The following is a 19958-nucleotide window of genomic DNA, read 5'->3' as shown; positions in this document are numbered from 1 at the left end:
AATTTTGAGTTTATAATTATCAAAATTTTGAATAAAAATTATTAACATAGTTGAATTATCGATAACTTTTCTTAAGTAATATTTAATGTCTAAGCGCTTGATATGTGATTTATAGTTTGATAAACTTTTATCGAATGTGGAATCAGTCAGTTCACAGCCAAATAGGAGGATTCATAAAATGATCAATTGGAACAATTTTGATACTCTTGGTTCTGTAAATGAACTTAAGAGCGCAAAGAAGGTCAACCTTCAGGAAGTGATGGAAGGAGCCGGCGGCGCAGAGCGTGTTAAGAAGTACTCTGTACCCATGGCTGCAGGTCTTAATTACAACTATGCAGCAAAAGAGGTTGATGATGCGGTTTTGGGTTCACTTGTAAAACTCGCAGAGGAAGCTCAGCTTGCAGAGAAGTTTGAGGCTCTCTACAACGGCGAAGTTATAAATACCGGCGAGAAGCGCCTTGTTCTTCACCAGCTCACAAGAGGACAGCTCGGAAATGATGTTGTTGCAGACGGTATTAACAAGCGCGAGTTTTATGTTAAGGAACAGCAGAGAATTGCTGATTTTGCAAAAAAGGTTCATAACGGTGAGATCACAAACGCTAAGGGTGAGAAGTTCACAACCGTTGTACAGATCGGTATCGGCGGATCAGACCTTGGTCCCAGAGCTATGTATCTTGCTCTTGAAAACTGGGCTAAGAGAACCGGCAACTTCAAGATGGAAGCCAAGTTCATCAGCAACGTAGATCCCGACGATGCTTCCGCAGTACTTGCCAGCGTTGACGTTGCTCATTCAATCTTCATCCTGGTTTCCAAATCAGGAACAACTCTTGAGACTCTTACAAATGAGTCCTTCGTAACAGATGCTCTTAAGAAGGCAGGCCTTGAGCAGAACAAGCACATGATTGCCGTAACTTCTGAGACATCACCTCTTGCTAAGAGTGATAACTACCTTGAAGCTTTCTTCATGGATGACTATATCGGAGGAAGATATTCTTCCACATCAGGCGTTGGCGGAGCAGTTCTGTCACTGGCCTTTGGTCCCGAAGTATTCGCTAAGTTCCTTGATGGCGCAGCAGCACAGGACAAGCTTGCAGCAGAAAAAGATGTTCTCAAGAACCCTGCAATGCTGGATGCACTTATCGGTGTATATGAGAGAAACATTCTTGGCTACGGCAGCACAGCAGTGCTTCCTTACTCACAGGCTCTTTCACGTTTCCCTGCTCACCTTCAGCAGCTTGACATGGAGTCCAACGGTAAGAGCGTTAACAGATTCGGAGAGCCCGTTAATTACGTTACAGGTCCCATCATCTTCGGTGAGCCCGGAACCAACGGACAGCACTCCTTCTATCAGCTCCTTCACCAGGGAACAGATATTATTCCTCTTCAGTTCATTGGCTTTAAGAACAGTCAGTGCCAGAACGATGTAACAATTCAGGACAGCACCAGCCAGCAGAAGCTCTGCGCTAACGTAGCTGCTCAGATCGTTGCTTTCGCATGTGGCAAAAAAGACGATAACAAGAATAAGAATTTCGAAGGCGGAAGACCTTCAAGCATCATCATCGGTGATGAGCTTACACCTGAGGCTCTTGGTGCTCTTCTGTCACACTTCGAGAACAAGGTTATGTTCCAGGGCTTTGTATGGAACATCAACAGCTTCGATCAGGAAGGTGTTCAGCTTGGTAAGGTTCTTGCCAAGAAGGTTCTCGCCCACGAGACAGACGGTGCTCTTGCTGAGTACAGTAAGCTCCTTAATATCTGATATGTGATTTATTGAATCCGGAATAGCAAACAGCCGGTGGCAAATAACTTGCCACCGGCTATTTTAATACAATATTAATTTAGTCTATCAGGGACTTAAGAAGTTCAAGCGTAGCTGCGGCGCAGTCCCTTGCTGCCTTAGCCTCGAATTCCGGATAATCCTTGATCTCGCTTCCATCTGCCTTGTCTGAGATGGCGCGGATAATAAGAAATGGAATGTTGTTCAAAAAGCATGCCTGAGCAATGCCGGTTCCTTCCATCTCGCAGCACATTCCGTCAAAATCAGCTATGATAGCGTCCTTAACTGCCTTGTCACAGATGAACTGATCACCGCTGCAGACTCTTCCTTCGAAGACCTGCTGATCCGTAACTACTGTCTCAATAGCCTTTTTTGCAGCAGCTCTGAGTGTCTTATCTGCCTCAAAGGTCTGTACTCCCAGCTGAGGGATCTCACCCTTCTTGTATCCAAAAACAGTTGCATCAACGTCGTGATATACAGCATCTGTAGAGAGTACGATGTCTCCGATGTTGATCTTAGCATCAAGAGAGCCTGCTGCCCCGGTGTTGATAACGTGGGTAACGCCGAAGGTATCCACAAGGATCTGAACGCAGATTCCGGCATTAACCTTACAGATTCCGCTTCTTACAACAACTGCCTCGGTGCCTCCGATCGTTCCTTCGAAGAACTCCATAGAGGCCTTCTTAACGATATTTTTGATCTCCATGTTCTTCTTGAGGGTCTCAACCTCAACTTCCATAGCTCCGATTATTCCTATTTTCATTGGCATTCTCCTATATGATGATGTAGGTGTCAAAATTATCCTGTTAATTATAATCCATTTTGATACGGTTATTCTACCTAAAAGGATTAAAGAATCTGTTTCCGTCCGCAAAAGTGATGATCATTGTCGCAATACAGAACAATGTGATAAAAGATATCACATACAGATCGATACTAGTCAACGGCCGTTTGCTGTACCAGGTCCTCTTAGGCTTTTTCCCAAAGCCCCTAAGTTCCATGGCGTTACTTACAACTTCAATTTTCTCCATGCTGGAGAAGATCAGAGGAAAAATTATCAGCGAAGTGTTTTTGATTCTTTTAAGAAGACTCCCCTTGGCGCTCATTTCAATTCCTCTGGCCTGCTGGGCATTTTTAATCCTGGTGTACTCGTCCTGAACATCGGGAATGTAGCGCAGGGCTATCTCGACGGAATAAGCTATGGAATAGGGAACTCCCACGCCGTTAAGGGATGAGGCAAGTTCACTGGGATCGGTGGTTGTAAGGAATACGAATACCGAGGGAATTACAGTGAAATACTTGATACATACGTTGAATTCGTAAAAAAGCTGCTCTTTGGTCAGATAGTAATTGCCGAAGAGATGACAGATTGCAGTTCTGCTGTCATAGATCTCACACCCCTGGTAAGGCGCAAAAAAGAAGATTGCCACAAGGTTCAGAGTCATGAAGATCATAATGGCAATAAATACGCTGCTCACCTGTTTCCATTTTATGTCAGCGACATAATATACACCTGCGCCTATAAGCAGCATCACCACAAGTATCCAGGTCTCAAAAGTCATGGCGCCGGCAAAGCACCACAGGATAAGGAAAAGAAGCTTGGTGAAGCCGCTTAATCTGTGTACGAAGGTATTCTTTTTTTCATAGGATAGGATCCTTGCCATGTATTATTTTACCTCTATAGCTCCTCTTTCTCGTTTCTCATGTTCTATGAAGGTGGCTGCAAAATCCCCGGGGTCGTCAATGCCGCATTTGACCGCAAGGTCATAGAGCGAAGTCCTCTTAAGATAAGCCCTGTCACAGACTTCGTCATTAGTTAGAACGTCCCAGGGTCTTCCGTCCATAAGGAGCTCACCGTCTGCCAGAACCAGCGTCCTGTCTGTATATTCCAGCATCAGGTGCATGTCATGGGTGATCATCAATATGGTGACTCCAAGCTGATCCCTTAAGTCCTTCAGGAACTCCATGATCTCCGTGTAGTGGGCATAATCCTGACCGGCGGTTGGCTCATCAAGGATTATGAGATCAGGGTCCATAACAAGGATTGAAGCGATGGAGACTCTCTTTTTCTGGCCGAAGGATAATGCGGAGACAGGCCAGTTCCTATATGGGTAGAGGCCGCAGATCCTAAGGACTTCGTAGACCCTCTCCTTAATCTCATTCTCGGGAACGCCTCTCACCGTGAGGCCCAGTGCAACTTCCTCATAGATCATCGGTCGGCTTATCATCTGATTGGGGCTCTGCATGCAGTAGCCGATTATCTCGCCCCTCTCTTTTATTGACAGATCAGACAAATCCCGGCCTTTCCAGGAAATAACTCCCTCATCAGGTCTTAAGAAGCCGCATATAAGTGATGCAATGGTGGATTTGCCGGCACCGTTTTTACCCACAAGAGCTACCATCTCACCGGAATGAATGTCAAAGCTTACGTCCTTAATTATCTGTCTGGTGTCGTTATAGCTGAATTGTAGATGGGACAGGGATAAAAGAGTATCGCCTTTTTCCTGTTCCTTATTCTTATCCGCTTGGTGATACCATTCCTTTACCTTGTCCTTGTGAGCGGAAAGGTCCATGGTATCAATACTCGAGGGGCCGTCCTCAGGTGATATCTGCGCCCCTGCTGCCTTGAGAGCTGCTATGTAGAGCGGCTCCCTGATCCCGTGACTTTTAAGGATGTCGCTGCTAAGGAGTTTATCCGGTGTCTTGTCGGCGATGATCATGCCATTGTCCATAAGGACTATTCTGTCAACTTTCCTGTACAGAACATCCTCCAGGCGGTGCTCAATTATTATTACGGTCAGGTCCTCTTTTTGCATCAGCTCGTCTATTAGAGCAATGGTGCGCTTGCCTGTGGCCGGATCCAGATTGGCCAGGGGCTCATCAAAAAGAAGGATCTTCACGTCACAGGTCATGACTCCGCCAAGGGATACGCGCTGTTTCTGGCCACCTGAGAGGGCTCCCGGCGCACTTCCAAGGAACTCTGTCAGCTCAAGCTTTCCTGCTACCTCGCTGACTTTTTGAACCATCTCTTCCTTTGGTGTGCACTCGTTCTCAAGGGCGAAAGCCAGGTCCTCTCCCACAGTAAGGGCAATAAACTGTCCGTCTGTATCCTGCAGAACGGTCCCCACTCTTTTGGACATGCCAAAAACTCCGAGCTGACGGGGCTCTCCCCCACAAACCCGGAGTACGCCGCTCATGTCCCCCGCATAGGAGCAGGGAATCAGAGCGTTAAGGCAGTGTGCCAATGTTGATTTCCCGGAGCCTGACTGTCCTGCGATGAGGACCTTCTCTCCGGGAAATATTTTCAGGTTGATGTTCTTTAGCGTCGGTTGCTGCTGAGACTTGTATTTAAAAGTCACATCAGCAAACTCGATGATTGGCTCATGTTTACCCAATCCGTCAATCCTCCGCCTTAAGGCCCGACTGTCTTCCTGCGATCTTGGAGTAAGCCACAAGAAGCACTGTTCCAAGGAATCCGATGACAACTATATTAAGGACAAAAGCAACTGTGCCCTGAGCAAATACCTTGTTGGCAGGTTCAGAATAAACAAGGATGTCAAGGAGTGGTGCCATAACGCACCAAGCAATCGCGTTACCGATTATCTGAATCACATTGAACAAAATGACATTACGTGTTACCGCAAATCCGCCTTCTCTTACTTCGAACTGTTTGGCAAAAAGTCCCAGGCAAAGGCCCACAACAGCTTCAGGAAATACCCAGCTCCACCATACGGAGGAATAATAGATGGCATCTCCCAGTGCATGGCCGAGGATTCCGATCACAGCCCCGACAATAGGGCCAAAGGCCGCTGAGAAGAACGCCAGCACAGCCATTCTGGGCTGAAGGAAGGTGTTCGGAATTAAAAACACCGGAATCTGCACAGTCGTAAGTACTACAAAAAGTGCGGTTCCGATACCCATGGCAACAATTTCTCTGATCCCTAACTTGAATTTCATACACTTATCTCCTTTATGATAGATTGGTGCGGTATTTACCTGCTGCACAGATTAATTATAATGCATATAAACGTAACAAAAAAGAGAAGTTACCCATATTTAGAGCAACTTCTCTGAATTTTCGTTATATTTTCCTGTGGATCATTCCGGATAATTAAGGTGCTTGTCATCGATGTTATAAAGGGTATTGTCGAGATACCTTTTTGCCAGGAAATTGGCCATACCAAGATTCATATCAAGGTAGTTGCCGCAGTCTCTGGGACTTGCTCCGGGAACCTCTCCCTTAAAATCTCTGATAAACTCGTACATCCTTGTGATAAGAGGTACGATGTCCTTGGAATCAAGGTCTCCTGCAAGAACTACATAAAAACCGGTTCTGCAGCCCATAGGTCCGAAATAGATGGTTCTGTCCTTGTACTCATCATCGTTTCGAAGGAAGGTGGCACCAAGGTGCTCCATTGTATGCACCTCTGCGGTGTTCATGACCGGCTCCTTGTTAGGTGCAGTCATTCTAATATCGAAGGTTGTGATGGTCTCTGCTCCAACCTTATCTTTTCTTGAAACGTAGATGCCCGGTTCGAGGTCTAAGTGATTCACTGTAAAGCTGGCTATTTTTTCCATTATGTTCTCTTCCTTTAATCTTTATTGGACTCATGGAAAACTTCATATGAATCACGAAGATACCCTTTGATATTGTCGTAATCCCTGTTGGCGATGGCTGTATAAAGCGTATCCACAAGGAAAAGCTGGGCAAATCTGGAGCTGGTGATTCCGCTCTTTTTATCGATCTCGGGAGATGTGGCAAAAAGAACGTGATCGCAGCCGGTGGTAAGTGCGTTGTTTCCAAGCTTGGTAACAGCGATGGTTGCTGCATTTCTCTCTTTTGCAATCTTGAAAAGAGACATTATCTCGGCATTCTTGGCATTGTCACTAAAGAAAATGGCCACATCGTCGCTGCAGATCTGGGAAACAGTCATGAGATTCATATGCTGGTCCTGGTTAAATACAACATTATAATGGATTCTCAGCAATTTGCAATAGAGGTCATAGGCTGCCACGCCGGCTGTACCTACGCCAAAGACCTGAATCTGCTTGGCTGCAACGATCTTGGTAACCGCATCGGAAAAGGTTCCTGCATCAAACAATCTGTAGGTGGTCTGCACTGCCTGAACGCTGGTAGCACAGATATTGTCAGCAATTGACTGAAGGGAGGTGTATTCGTTTACATCCTTGAAGGCGATCTTGGGACCCTTGTCAGCCTGTGCAAGGGAGGTGTTTGCCTCTGCATAATAGGCATTCTTAAGGTCCTTCAGGCCGCTGTAGCCAATGGCCTGAGCAAATCTCGTCCAGGCAGCCTGAGTGGTGCCGGAGAGTCTCGCCAGTTCTTTTATCGGATATTGGAAAAGATCGTCTTTCCTCTCCAAAACATAATCCGCAACCAGTCTTTCGGAACTTGGGAGCGTATTGTAACAGCTTTTGATCTTTTCACTAACTATATTCATAGTACTTAGCCTCCACCTCATAAATATTAAGGTTATACTTTACTATTTTTAGTATATATCAAAATTTCATTCAAAAACGAAATAAAATTGCAAACTTTTTATAAGGAAATATTAAACTTTTATAAACACGTGACATAGATGAATATTTATGCTATATTTGATTTTAGGAATGATTACTGATTTTGTGTATGAGATGATTTTTTCAAATTACCAGGAGGTGATACATGGCGCTGAAATACAGTAAGCAGAGAGCTATGATCAAAGATTTCCTGCAGGATCGAAAGGACCATCCCACAGCTGAAGTAGTCTATAACAGTATCCGCGAGATTTATCCCAAGATAAGCCTTGGAACGGTCTACCGCAATCTTGTGCTCCTATCCGATATAGGAGAGATTGCAAGATTCAGAGTGGGCGATGGCTATGAGCATTTTGACTGGGATGTAAGGAATCACAATCACTTTATCTGTAACTGTTGCAAGCAGATAACGGACATTGAAATGGATGACATCAGCGAGAGGATCGATGAGGTGGCAGGCAAGACTTTTCCGGGAAAGATCGAAGGGCATAAGATCTATTTCTACGGTATTTGCGAAAAATGTCTTGAGCAAAACAGGTAATATTTATACGAAACAGGTGTGCAGCAAATGCACTTTTTGCGCAGAGCGCAAGAAAGGAGACACAATATGAAATGGGTATGTCAGGTATGTGGTTATGTTCATGAGGGAGATCAGCCCCCGGAGGCTTGTCCTGTATGTAAGGCTCCTGCAGAGAAGTTTACTAAGCAGGAAGGCGATAAGGTATGGGCTTGCGAACATGTTGTTGGTGTAGCTTCTACTGCTCCCGAGGAAATAAAGAATGGCCTCAGAGAAATGTTTAACGGTGAGTGTACCGAAGTTGGTATGTACCTTGCAATGTCAAGAGTAGCTATCCGCGAAGGATATCCCGAAATTGGTGCATTCTTTGAGAAGGCTGCATGGGAAGAGGCTGAACATGCTGCTCATTTTGCAGAGCTTTTAGGTGAAGTTATCACAGATTCCACCAAGAAGAATCTGGAGCTTCGTGCAGATGCAGAGTATGGCGCTACTCAGGGCCGTGCTGATCTTGCCAAGAAGGCAAAAGCACTGGATCTCGATGCTATTCATGACGCTGTTCATGAAATCGGACGCGATGAGGCTCGCCACGGCAAAGCCTTCGCAGGACTTCTCGCCCGTTACTTCAAGTGATTGTATGGCTACCAGGTAGTTGGTGGTGATTATTAGGACGCCCATCTCGGCGGTTCTGTGGCGATATTTGGAAAACTTATCTCACGGTGCTAAACGCTTCTGTGAGACCTAAACATGAATCAGTCGTGCATAAGGCACTCGTGATTCATAGGTCTCCCATTCGCAGCCCCGAAATCGATAAATTTTCCAAATATCACCGCAGATCCGCCGAGATGGGCTGTTTTATTGCTACCACTACCTATGGGGGATTCATAGTGGCAATCACTTTCAGTTGTCGAATCCGTCTTCAATCTGGGGGTGGGAATGAATCATAGTTCCAGACAATTTAAGTTATAAGATATAGTGATGATTTGGTGAGAAAGCGGATAAAAAAACAGCCCCGACTCGAATCAGGGCTGCGGAAAGTTTAGATTATTCTGTTACTGTGTTTTCTGTAACAATAACTTTCTTATGAGGTGTCTCAAGGGAGCCGTCCTTGGTTACGGCGTAGATCTCTGTCTCACCGGGGGCTACACCGAGGATTACGCAGTATACACTGTTGGCGCGTGTTATACGGTCAAAGGTTACTTCTGCAACATCAGGGTTGGTGCTTACGAATACAACGTCTTCCTCTGTAAGAGTTGCACCTTCGCTGAGCTCAACCTTTGCGAAGATTCCTGTGTCCTGCTTTCTCATGCCGATCTCAAGATCGTCAAGGTTTGAAAGAACCAGTGACTTGATGGCTGCCTCTTCTGAGCTAGCCTCTGCTGCTACAGCAACTTCCTCTTCATTATTCTCTGAATTCTGTGTCTTACCGGAAACTGTATAAACAAGCACACATACAAGTACAAGTGCTACAGCGCCGAGAATCCACTTAATAGCATTTTTCATTTTCATCTCATTTTCTCCTGATATAAAGATATAATCTCGCTTTAACTTTTTTTCAAAGTGCAACTTAGCTATTTTATCATATTTATAGCTACTGTCAATTAGCAAAAATTCATCGTAACTTCCGCAATAACAGACAAGCGCCGGCCCCGATATAATGCAATACTTATTCTATGGTAATTCTATGGAGGTATGAAAATTATGGAATACGTATTTGAGATGCCTGCCAAAATGCTGGCAGAAACAGACAAAAAGGGGACTGTGGAGAGATTCGAATACGACAGCCGCACCTATGATGAGAAGGATGAACCTATTCACAAAGGGGCCTTCGTATATCTTCCCGCAGGTTATGACAAGACTAAAAAATACAACGTTCTCTATCTTCTTCACGGAGGCGGATTTGGCGAAGAGTGGTGGCTTAAGATGTTCCCGGATACAGTTACCATCCTGGACAACATGATAGCTGAGGGGCTGTGCGAGCCCTGCATCGTGGTAACTCCTACTTTCTATCCTTCGGAAGAGATAATGCACGATGAGGGGAGACCCAACGAGGATGTATGCGAGAATTTCAAGACCGAGCTCAGAAAAGACCTGATCCCTTCCTTTGAAAAACAGTATGCAACCTACGCAGAAGGCGACGTTTCCGAGACAAACCTCGTAAACACCAGAACCCACAGAGCTTTTGCCGGACTTTCATTGGGTTCAATGACAACCTATCGCGCTGCTTTTTACAACAACTTCGATCTGTTCTCCTGGTATGGACCATTTTCCGGATGCTGCGGCCCCTTCGGAGATCACGACAAGGAGGTTAGCCGTATCTGCGAAACCCTCAAGGATGGTTATGCAAAAGGACTTACCCTGGACTACATGTTCTGCTGCAACGGAGATCAGGACATGGCCTTTGCAGAACACAAGGAGATCATGGACAGAGCTGAAAAAGAGAGCGAGTTCCTTGAAAAGGGCAAGAACTACGACTTCTTCATTATCCCCGGTGGAGTTCACGACATGAAAGCATGGCAACTCCACTTATATCACGCATTACAGGTATTTTTTAAATAATTATTAAATAGAAGGCTGCAAGCTTTTGCAGTCTTTTATTTTTGCTATAATATTGGCATGTAACATATCCATGTGCGTTATTTCGGAGATATGAAATGCTTGAAGCCCAGGTAAAACCGCTGATCACCCTGATAATTGCCATTTATCTGATCACGCTGTGCATTATCTATTCCAGGACCAATGAAAATATCACCGACCAGAGAGAGTCATTTGCATTTAAAGGTATGCTTTTTTCCTTTATGCTATATGGCCTTGTTGATCTGCGCTTTACCAATGATAATTTTTACGCCGACTTCCCCCATTGGTTTACAATGCTGGTGACGGAGCTTGGCTTTGCCACCATGAGTTTATCCTGCTATTTCTGGTTCATCTACGTATCCTCCGATACTAAACCAAGAAGGAAATTTGCGCAGCTGTGGTATATCGCTACTTTTCTTCCTCTTCTTGTAAGTTTTGCATTCATATTCACTCCGCTTAACAAAAATCTCTTTGTTATAACCGATACCCTGGAGCTAAGACCTCTACTCTTTTTCCTCACCTGGATGGACTACATCTATCTCATTCTGGCAACTATCATTTCCCTGATCAAAAGGCACAGAGCCAAGACCAGGATTGAGAAAAGAAGGTACGGAAGCCAGATCCTGTTTATTCTCTTCTTTACAGTAAGCGGCTTCATGGTGGGATTTCTTATGAATCTTCCCTCTATCGAACTGTGCATTATTCCAATTGTACTTAAGATTTTTGTGGAAATTCAGGATTCCAAGATCTATACCGACGCACTGACAAGGCTTAATAACAGAAGAAGGATCAGCGACTATATCAACGAAGAGCTTCCAAGCTGCAGCCTAGAGAAGCCTCTGTGCATAATCATGATAGACATCGACTTTTTCAAGAGTATCAACGATATACTTGGCCACGAAGAGGGCGACAGAGCCCTGATCGCCTTCTCCAATGCTCTTACCAAAGTAACCCAGTCCAAGGACGCCATGGCATCAAGGTGGGGCGGCGATGAGTTCGTTATCGCCGGCAAGGATATGAGTATTGCCGAAAATCTGAGAGAGAAGATATCCAAGGAACTGGAAAAAAATTCGAATCTGTCCTTTACACCGTCTTTCAGCATCGGTATCTACAAATGTACTACACCTTCCGTCAGAATCGATGATGCACTTGTGGCGGCGGATGCGGAGCTGTATAAGGATAAGGAGATACAGCATCAGAAGACGGAAGAATTCCATAGACAACTAAATAAAGCAAAGTAAAGACGTGAGATGACAAGGGGACGGTTCTTTGTGACTCGCTACGTGAGTCACAAAGAACCGTCCCCATTGACTCACAACCGTTCTTTTACTTCGCTTCTTCGTTAATAATCTGCACAATCGTATTCGTCGCACTATGCAGATTACTCTTACTCATATTCTCAATATATTTCTCACGGTTCTCGAACAGATCCTGAATCGTCTCAACCAAGATATCCTCATCAAGATCATCATTGTCTATAACCAGTGAAAAGCCCTGCTGCTCGAAGCTTCGTGCGTTCAGCATCTGGTCTCCGCGGCTTGCCTTGGTGGACAGCGGGATCAGGATGTTGGGCTTTTTGAGAGCCAGCAGCTCGCAGATAGAATTGGCTCCGGCTCTTGATACTACGATATCAGCCATTGCAAATATATCCTTGAGTTCGTTCTTAACATACTCAAACTGCTTGTAGCCGGGAACCGAGAGCTTCAAGTTATCCATCTTCTCTTTTCCGCAGATGTGTACCACATTGAACTGTGGAAGGAGTCTGGGAAGCGCATATCTTACGGTCTCATTCACTGACTGTGCTCCGAGGCTACCGCCGATTACCATAAGTACAGGCTTGTCATCGGTGAATCCGCAGAACTTCTTGCCTTCTTCCTTGGAGCCCATACCCAGCTCTTCTCTTATGGGCGTTCCGGTAAGAACCGCCTTGTCTGCAGGAAGAACCCTCATGGTCTCAGGGAAGTTACAGCAGATCTTCTTAGCTCCGGTCATGCTGAGCTTGTTGGCAAGTCCCGGTGTCATATCTGATTCATGGACGATATAAGGAATCTTCAGAAATCCTGCAGCCCTAACAACAGGCACACTTACAAATCCGCCCTTGGAAAAGACCACATCGGGCTGAATCTTCCTAAGGAGCTTGACCGCCTCCGTAAATCCCTTGAGTACTCTGAAGGGATCCGAAAAATTCTTTGGATCAAAATATCTTCTGAGCTTGCCGGTGGCAATTCCGAAATAAGGAATGTTGTAATCCTCGATAAGCTTCTTCTCAATACCGTTATAGGAGCCTATGTAAAAAATCTCGTAGCCTGCTTTTTTAAGGGCAGGAATCAGTGCGATATTGGGAGTTACATGTCCCGCACTTCCGCCGCCTGTCAGTACTATAGTCTTTTTATTCTCACTCACGATTGTTTTCCTTCTTTTTCTTCGGCCTTAAGCCTGTTTCATAGCCTCTTCGATGGCATAGGAGAGCTGATCGGGACATGAAGTATCCTTGAATCCGCACTTGATTCCGCGAAGCTTTGCAATAGCATCCTCGCCCTTCATTCCTTCAACCAGCTTGGAAACGCCCTTAAGATTGCCGTTGCAGCCGCCGGTAAAGCTGACGCTCTTTATGATTCCACCTTCAACATCAATGTCGATCTGTGTTGAACAGGTTCCTTTTGTCTTGTAAACCATTGTAAATATCTCCTTAGAACTTATAAAACTTCATAATTCAATTCATGATACCACTTTTTTCTGAAAGGGGACAGTCCCCTAGCTGACTCAATTATGAAGAAGTCCCTGCTCTTCGTAAGGGATGATCAACTCATTAACCACATCTTCGGAAAATTGCGCTACGCCGTCAAGAATCTCTTCATAATTCTCAAGTGTCATCTCATCCTCGCCGGCGATCATTTTATCCAGCATCCGCCTGTTGATCTTTGGAGAAAAATGAATGGTATCCATGTAATTATCAAGGTTGGTAGCCACTTCTCTGTCATTCTGGAAGCAGAAGATACGCACATTGTCATAGGCTAAAAGAGCTTTCGTCATCTCTTTTTCATTGTAAATGTATGCATCTCTCTCGCCGCTTCTGACAATTCCGTCCCACCACAGCATCGAATAGGTTGGATAAAAGAATACAAACTGCGTCTCCGGATGGGCCTTGACTTGACTTGTCAGAAGCTCGATGTTGGCATCAAGCTCCGCCCGGTACACATCTTTTTCCATCATAGGTGCTGTTTCCTCCAGCCTGTTGTATAGGCCAAGGGCCAGCTCCGGGCCAAAGCTCTTCCACTTAGCCCAGTTGTAAGATAGATTCTCGTTGTAATCCCCTATAAAGGAATTGGCCAGCTGATAGGGAATCTTCTCAAGAAGAACGTCCTTGTTAAAAAGGTACTTCACATCATTGAAGGGATTCTTATCATACAGGTACATGGGGCAGCCTGTGGATTCATAGGTTGGCTCTGCAGACGCCGAAAGTGATGAAGGATCTATGTTGTAAAAAACATATTTGATATCATGACTCTCATAGGCAGCATCCAGAAGATAGCACAGATCTGCTGTTGCTCCGTAGGATCTGATGGCCTTGATTGATCTTACATTGTAGGCCTCATCGTACCAGGAATTGTCATTGTTTTCCATAACTGATGAGCCCACCAGGAGAGCATTATAGTCAAAATTCCTCAGCGTCCCGATGCACTGGTATTCCTTGTCGTTAAGAACTGCCTTAAGACCAAACCAGGGCTTGTGGTAATGATAGAAAGGGTCAAAAACGTAGACCGTGCCTCCTATCAGAACCGCCACCGCAAGAATGGTTATCAGCAGCCTTTTTATAAATGAAGTTGATGTATGTTTATTAGCCTTATTCATAGGTTTACTCATTCCCCATCAGAACTGGAAATAGATGAAGGTGCTTACGTTTGAGAGAGAAACGAAGGACCAGATAAAAATCAGTGTAAGGAAGGCAATTGTCTTGCCGTCACGCCTTAATGTCTCCACCATTTCCTGCGTATTCTTCCTGGTCATGACGATAGCGCTGATCAGAAGAATAATCACAAAAGTAGTAACATAAATAGTGTTCATGACTCCGTCGCTCATATGGAGCTGGGTTGCAAGCTGTCTTGGAAGATAGTTCTCAGCAAGCTTCAGATTCTCTGAGGTCTTATACAAAAATCCCGGATAGGTGAAGAAAAAGAATTGCTTGAACATCTGGATCGCATAGGTCATGTTCTGTGATCCGAAGAACACCAGTGATACAACGAACATTATAAAAGTAAAGGCATTGCCAAGACTGTGGGGAATCCAGAGAAGAGGTTCTTTTCTGAATAGGAACTTGCCGCTCTTGTTGCCATCTTTATCCTTGACTCCCACAATTCCCAGGTTGTCCCAAACCACAAGAAGTCCCTGCATAAGGCCCCAGCAGATATAGGTCCAACCTGCGCCGTGCCATAATCCGGACAGAACAAATACTATAAGGACATTGATCATAGTCCTGATCTTGCCCTTCCTGCTACCCCCAAGAGGAATATACACATACCTTATGAAAAATCTGGAGAGCGTCATATGCCAGCGCTGCCACAGTTCCTTGGGTGTTGCAGCCTTGTAGGGCGAATTGAAGTTCACGGGAAGCTTGTAGTTAAGCATAAGGCTGACGCCGCTTGCCATATCGCAGTAACCTGAGAAGTCAAGATAGATCTGGAAGGTATAGGCCAGCATCACCAGCGTTACGGTTATGGTGTCAAGATAATAGGTGTAGTGGAAACCATAGACAACCACTTTGGACAGAGTGTCCGCCAGAATCGCCTTTTTGCCCAGACCAATGATAAAGGACATTAGACCCTTGGCAAAATTGTCTGCATCAAAGCGCCTAAGGCTCTTATCCTCGAACTGGCTGATCATCTCCTCATGGAAGGCGATGGGACCCTGAATGAGCTTGGGAAAATAAACAGTGTACATAACATATTTAAGAACAGGATAGTGAGGCGCCTTGCCATTTGCCCTGTCAACGATAAAAGAGATCTGTCCAAAGGTAAAAAAGCTGATACCAATAGGCATAAGGATCTGTCTCGCAGTAAGAGTCCCTCCTGTCAGGGCATTAACGTTATCCACAAAAAATCCCAGGTATTTGAAATAAAAAAGAAGTGCAAGATTAAATAAAACTCCTACTGTCTTCAGCACTCTTTTGCCGGAAATCCTGTCCATAAGAAAGCTAAGCAGATAGTTACCTGCCATGCTCACAAGAAGTATCACAAGAAAGGATGCTCCAAAGGAATAATAGAAATACAGTGACATAAGACATAAAAATACATCCGCCACTGCAAACTTCTCAAATCTATTGAATATGTACCATCCTGCCAGAAGCGCCGGCAGAAACAGTAATATAAACTGAAAGGAATTAAAACCCATTTATACTCTCCATCTGATATTATCCGAAAAGAGTATAACATATTTGCTGCTATCCTTAAACGAAAAACGAGGCTTCGCACTGCTGCGAAGCCCCGCTGAAAATCTTATTATGAATTACTTTCTGGGATCCTTGTCATACACAGCTATTAAAATACCTGTGCCGTCGAACTGATACCACTTCTTGCCAATCTTAAGAACGTCATTCTTGAAGATAACACCCTTCTTGTAAGCGTAGTACTTGTTTCCGCCATCTTCAACCCAACCTGATGCTCTGAGACCGGTCTTTCTGTCAAAGAAGTATGTGTTGCCCTTATAATCAAAGAAGCCCTTCTTCAATTCACCGGTGTCAAGATCACAGTAATAGTAGCGAGTTTTCCATTTCAAAAGCTCACCATACCACATCTTACCGTCTTTGCCAAAGTAATAAGTCTTTTCACCTATATTGACAAAATCCTGGAATACCATGATACCCTTCTTATCGAAGTAGTACTTGTCACCCTTAATCTCAACGATCTTATCCTTCTGAATTACGCCTTCAGCATCAGCATAATAGGTGCTGCCCCATTTCTTAAAGAAGCCGATTACAATATAACCTTCGTTGTTAGCGTAGTACTCATTGTTGCCTTCTTTTATGAAAGATGACTTTACAAGATGTCCCTTCTTGTTGAAGTAACGCTTACCATGTTTGGTCTTAAGGAATCCTGTATGATTTACTCCGTTACTATGCTTGTAGTATGTGCATCCCCACTTGGTGTAGTACTCACCGGCCTTGGCGGTCTCGTCTGAAAGAACGATTGTACCTAATACAGAAGGTGATGACCATCCGTTACCTGTGCTGTCTGCCCAGTTGATAGTTCCTGTTCTCTTGCCGCTATTGTCAGCATCATTAACCTGAACATCGAAACCAACCTTATTACCTGCTACAGGTGTGATGTCTGTCCACTTGAAGGCTGCTACTACTCTGTAGCCGTCCTCCGTTACGTACACGTCAGATGTAACAAACTCAGGTTTGCACTTAGTGCCGTTGAAACTCTGTGTATTCTCGAAGTTGATTCTGTACTGCTTGTCATCATCTTCGTAAGCAGAAGTCTTACCATTGTTCTCGTCGATGAATACTTCTAATGAATCCTGCTGATATTCATCAGAGGAATCCTTGTTAAGGATGCTGTCCTTAACTTCTGCAAGAACATAGAGGTTCTCTTCATCCCAAACAACCTTGGCTGTAGCTGTTGCCTCTGCGCCGCCGTTGATTGCAAGAGCAAAGGAATTAACATCTTCCCAAACTTCGTCAAGATCCTTAGCGTTAACTTCTACTGTGCCATTCTTAACTGTGATAAGAGGCTTAAGAATTGTCTCTGCGTAGTAATCTGATCTCTCGCTCTGCTTAAGTTGTGTATCACCAAATGCGAAATCCTTCTCGCCGTCTGTTACTACAACGTCAAGCTTAACTGCGTTAAGTGAAAGCTTGTCAGCATCAACTGCGAGTTTAAGAACTGCTTCATAACCATTTTCTGTAGCTGTAGCCTCTGATCTTGCTACTACAGCCTTCCTGATGGAACCGTCTGTAGCATAGAGAACGATCTTATCTGTCTCATCTGCTGTAGAATCCTGAACGGATACCTTAACTGCGATGCCGCCTTCTTCCCACAAAGGAGCGAAGGAAACCTTGCCTGCATCTGTCTTGAACTCATATGTCTCGCCTGCTGAGTAATCCTCATTTACAAGCTGACAAAGTGTTACTGTTCTAACCTCAGGCATAAGCTCGCCGCCATCTACAAGTGCCCAGAATGCATTCTTAGCCTTATAGTGATCGTTGAACAGAAGAGGATACTGTCTAACTTTTCCTGAAGCTGCGCCGCCAACTGAGTTGGAGTTCTGAAGCCATGAGTGCTTATCTACTACACCCCAGATTGTCATGCCTGTGATGTTAACGCCTTCATTTCTAAGTCTTCTGATTGTGTCATAGAGATCTTTATATCTCTTGGCAAGTCTCTCATCTGTTGAGTTCTTGCTGCCCTTGAAGTCAAGCTCTGTTACCTGAACCTGATCAACAATCTTGGAATATCTTGTAGCTGCTGTTCTGAAAGCCTCCATTGAAGGATCGTTGTTTGCGATCTGATAGTGGCCCTGCATTCCGAATCCGTCGATTCTTGCTCCGGGTGTAGCCTTTACAGTCTCAAGGAGCTTGCAGATTCCGTTAACCTTATTTGTGCTTGTGTCGTTGTAATCGTTATAGAAAAGAGCAATGTTTGAAGGATAGTACTTGTTAGCATATACGAATGCATTCTGGATGAACTCAGGGCTCTGATACAATCCCCACCAGGATGATGAAGGCTGATCTGCCATTGTCCTGTAGGAACCTGTTCCGTCGCTGATAGCTTCGTTAACAACGTCCCATCCATAGAAGAGATCCTTGTACTTGCTGTCTTCTGATACATAGTGCCTTGCAACTTCTCTGATGTAAACCTCAAGACGCTTGTTCATAACATCAGTTGTTACATAGGGCTTGCTGGTATCGAAATCCTCATGGAAGATGATCTCGGGAGTCTGAGCATGCCATAAAAGAACGTGTCCTCTGATCTTGATGAACTTCTCAGGGTTCTTCTCGTTCCAATCCATGAAGAAATCAAGATATCTGTCAGGTGTTGAGAAGTTAAGTACAGGGAACTGTACCTCTTCACCATTAAGTTCATAAGTTGTAATCTCCGTCTTGCTGATCATGGAGTCGGGCTTAAGCTCGTTTCCAAGTGTGCAGCCGTTGAAGTGCTTGGTAACAAGAGCCATTTCCTTCTCATCAGCAAACTCCATGTAGCTGATAGCTGTACCGATGATGAAGTCGTCGCCCATAACCTCGCCTACTGCGTCGCGGAGGTTAACGATGTCATACTCAACTTCATTGTCTGAAGGCTCTTCTTCCTCATCTTTTGAAGTATCCTCTACAAATACAACGCTCTCAACAGTAACTGACACAGGATATTCCTTGTTGTTCTGATCTGCCATAAAAGCGAAATCTGTAACTGTTCCTGATTGTGTAGGAATTACTGTATATTCATTGGCGCCGCTCTTTCCATAGAAAGGCTCAATCTCGTTTCCATCAGCATCATAGATCTTGAAAGCAAGAGAAGCTGTCTGATCCTTGGTCTTAACTGTGATGGACTTGATCTTCTCAGCATTGAACTCTCTGTTTAAGTGGAACCAATACTCATTCCAATCCTGTGAGAAAGTAAGTGTATTGCCTTCAACAACCTCTTCTTCTACCCATCTGTTCTTAAACTTCATGCTCTCAGGACCGTATGTGATTACCTGCTCATTCTCGCTTCCTGAAGCATTAACTGTTGCCTTGATATCTTTGATTGTGATGCTGTAAGGATAATCTGCCTCATTCCCCGGCATTGACATAATGCCAATTGCAGTTACTTCGCCATCAAAATTAGGTGTGATTGAATACTCATCACTTCCAACAAAAGTATAACCGGCAACATGCTCGGCCATAGAATCATCGTAGATCTTCAGCGCAATATTATTTTCCTGATCTGCAACTGTTATCACAATTTCCTCGCAGTCAGCTGCTGCGAAGCTCTTAGGAAATGTATATAAATATTCCTGATACTGTGACTGGAATGTGATCTTATTCCCGCACTTGTCTGATGAAACCCATCTGTTTACGAATTCAAGAGTATCCTTAACTTCCTCGTTTTCCCCTCCGGGCTGCTCGTCCCTCGCTGTTCCGGATCCGTCATCCTCTCCGGACTCATCAGCTGTTTCATCAAGTAAAACCGCTTCGTCGGAATCGTCCGCATTAGCTGCTTCTGACGCAGCATCCTCGGCTTCTTCCAGAAGAATTACTTCTTCTTCGTCCGCTGCCATTACTGTAGATGCTGGTGCAAAAGAGCTTGCTGCAAGCATTCCGGCCATAGCAAGGGACATAATCCCCGTAAACTTTTTGTACATAGTTCTCCTTTCCCTCCTGTAAAATTATGTTTTATTGTGCACATATCCCCAACGCACAATGCGGTAATCTTATTATTTAGCATTATCGCACATATATCTTCTCAAAACATGCTATAATATCGTCAATTTTTGCCATCATTTCTGCAAATTGTATATTTCACGCTCTTACAAAATCCGGATAATGCCACAATTTCCATTAAGAAAATCTAAATAATG

General features: G+C 44.5%; 17 protein-coding genes. 5 read left to right on the top strand and 12 right to left on the bottom strand.

What is annotated here, in order from left to right; all coding sequences use genetic code 11:
- Nucleotides 1–178 precede the first annotated feature (178 nt).
- Nucleotides 179–1759, top strand: coding sequence for a glucose-6-phosphate isomerase (locus NXH67_RS01215; protein ID WP_022777356.1), 1581 nt, complete (start codon nucleotides 179–181; stop codon nucleotides 1757–1759).
- Nucleotides 1760–1838: 79 nt separating this feature from the next.
- On the opposite strand, the gene NXH67_RS01210 is transcribed toward NXH67_RS01215, so the two are convergent.
- The 6 genes from NXH67_RS01210 to NXH67_RS01185 all read right to left on the bottom strand — a co-directional run bounded on the left by NXH67_RS01210 (nucleotide 1839) and on the right by NXH67_RS01185 (nucleotide 7236).
- A complete protein-coding gene (locus tag NXH67_RS01210; protein ID WP_022777357.1) occupies nucleotides 1839–2540 on the bottom strand; it encodes a 5'-methylthioadenosine/adenosylhomocysteine nucleosidase in 702 nt (233 codons plus the stop codon).
- Between the two features lie 73 nt (nucleotides 2541–2613).
- Nucleotides 2614–3441, bottom strand: a complete 828-nt coding sequence (locus tag NXH67_RS01205; RefSeq protein ID WP_272796080.1) for an energy-coupling factor transporter transmembrane component T family protein — start codon at nucleotides 3439–3441, stop codon at nucleotides 2614–2616.
- Between the two features lie 3 nt (nucleotides 3442–3444).
- Complete coding sequence (locus NXH67_RS01200) at nucleotides 3445–5172, bottom strand: ABC transporter ATP-binding protein (RefSeq protein WP_272796079.1); 1728 nt, start codon at nucleotides 5170–5172, stop codon at nucleotides 3445–3447.
- A 4-nt stretch (nucleotides 5173–5176) separates the two neighbouring features.
- Complete coding sequence (locus tag NXH67_RS01195) at nucleotides 5177–5734, bottom strand: ECF-type riboflavin transporter substrate-binding protein (protein WP_022777360.1); 558 nt, start codon at nucleotides 5732–5734, stop codon at nucleotides 5177–5179.
- 141 nt (nucleotides 5735–5875) lie between these two features.
- A complete protein-coding gene (locus NXH67_RS01190; protein WP_272796078.1) occupies nucleotides 5876–6355 on the bottom strand; it encodes an S-ribosylhomocysteine lyase in 480 nt (159 codons plus the stop codon).
- Nucleotides 6356–6369: 14 nt separating this feature from the next.
- Complete coding sequence (locus NXH67_RS01185) at nucleotides 6370–7236, bottom strand: MurR/RpiR family transcriptional regulator (protein WP_022777362.1); 867 nt, start codon at nucleotides 7234–7236, stop codon at nucleotides 6370–6372.
- Nucleotides 7237–7460: 224 nt separating this feature from the next.
- On the opposite strand from NXH67_RS01185, the gene NXH67_RS01180 reads away from it, so the two are divergent.
- Nucleotides 7461–7853, top strand: a complete 393-nt coding sequence (locus tag NXH67_RS01180; RefSeq protein WP_022777363.1) for a Fur family transcriptional regulator — start codon at nucleotides 7461–7463, stop codon at nucleotides 7851–7853.
- A gap of 66 nt (nucleotides 7854–7919) precedes the next feature.
- On the top strand, nucleotides 7920–8459 hold the full coding sequence (locus NXH67_RS01175) for an NADH peroxidase (RefSeq protein WP_022777364.1): 540 nt from the start codon (nucleotides 7920–7922) through the stop codon (nucleotides 8457–8459).
- Nucleotides 8460–8870: 411 nt separating this feature from the next.
- Here NXH67_RS01175 and NXH67_RS01170 read toward each other — a convergent pair whose 3' ends face one another.
- Nucleotides 8871–9335, bottom strand: coding sequence for a hypothetical protein (locus NXH67_RS01170; RefSeq protein WP_022777365.1), 465 nt, complete (start codon nucleotides 9333–9335; stop codon nucleotides 8871–8873).
- A gap of 192 nt (nucleotides 9336–9527) precedes the next feature.
- Between NXH67_RS01170 and NXH67_RS01165 the strand changes: the two genes are divergently transcribed.
- On the top strand, nucleotides 9528–10385 hold the full coding sequence (locus NXH67_RS01165) for an alpha/beta hydrolase (protein WP_272796076.1): 858 nt from the start codon (nucleotides 9528–9530) through the stop codon (nucleotides 10383–10385).
- Between the two features lie 95 nt (nucleotides 10386–10480).
- Entirely contained in the window at nucleotides 10481–11644 is a 1164-nt protein-coding gene (locus tag NXH67_RS01160) for a GGDEF domain-containing protein (protein ID WP_272796075.1), read from the top strand.
- Nucleotides 11645–11729: 85 nt separating this feature from the next.
- On the opposite strand, the gene NXH67_RS01155 is transcribed toward NXH67_RS01160, so the two are convergent.
- The 5 genes from NXH67_RS01155 to NXH67_RS01135 all read right to left on the bottom strand — a co-directional run bounded on the left by NXH67_RS01155 (nucleotide 11730) and on the right by NXH67_RS01135 (nucleotide 19742).
- On the bottom strand, nucleotides 11730–12806 hold the full coding sequence (locus NXH67_RS01155) for an undecaprenyldiphospho-muramoylpentapeptide beta-N-acetylglucosaminyltransferase (protein ID WP_272796074.1): 1077 nt from the start codon (nucleotides 12804–12806) through the stop codon (nucleotides 11730–11732).
- Between the two features lie 27 nt (nucleotides 12807–12833).
- Entirely contained in the window at nucleotides 12834–13079 is a 246-nt protein-coding gene (locus NXH67_RS01150) for a TIGR03905 family TSCPD domain-containing protein (protein WP_022777369.1), read from the bottom strand.
- Between the two features lie 87 nt (nucleotides 13080–13166).
- A complete protein-coding gene (locus tag NXH67_RS01145; protein ID WP_272796073.1) occupies nucleotides 13167–14255 on the bottom strand; it encodes an SGNH/GDSL hydrolase family protein in 1089 nt (362 codons plus the stop codon).
- Between the two features lie 18 nt (nucleotides 14256–14273).
- The gene (locus tag NXH67_RS01140) at nucleotides 14274–15791 is read right to left on the bottom strand and encodes an MBOAT family O-acyltransferase (RefSeq protein ID WP_272796072.1); all 1518 of its coding nucleotides are present in this window, start codon (nucleotides 15789–15791) and stop codon (nucleotides 14274–14276) included.
- 114 nt (nucleotides 15792–15905) lie between these two features.
- On the bottom strand, nucleotides 15906–19742 hold the full coding sequence (locus NXH67_RS01135) for an endo-1,4-beta-xylanase (protein WP_272796071.1): 3837 nt from the start codon (nucleotides 19740–19742) through the stop codon (nucleotides 15906–15908).
- Nucleotides 19743–19958: the final 216 nt, after the last annotated feature.

The sequence above is a fragment of the Butyrivibrio sp. DSM 10294 genome, assembly GCF_028539135.1.
In the GTDB taxonomy this organism is placed as follows: Bacteria; Bacillota; Clostridia; order Lachnospirales; family Lachnospiraceae; genus Butyrivibrio.
This window is presented reverse-complemented; position numbering and strand designations above follow the sequence as displayed.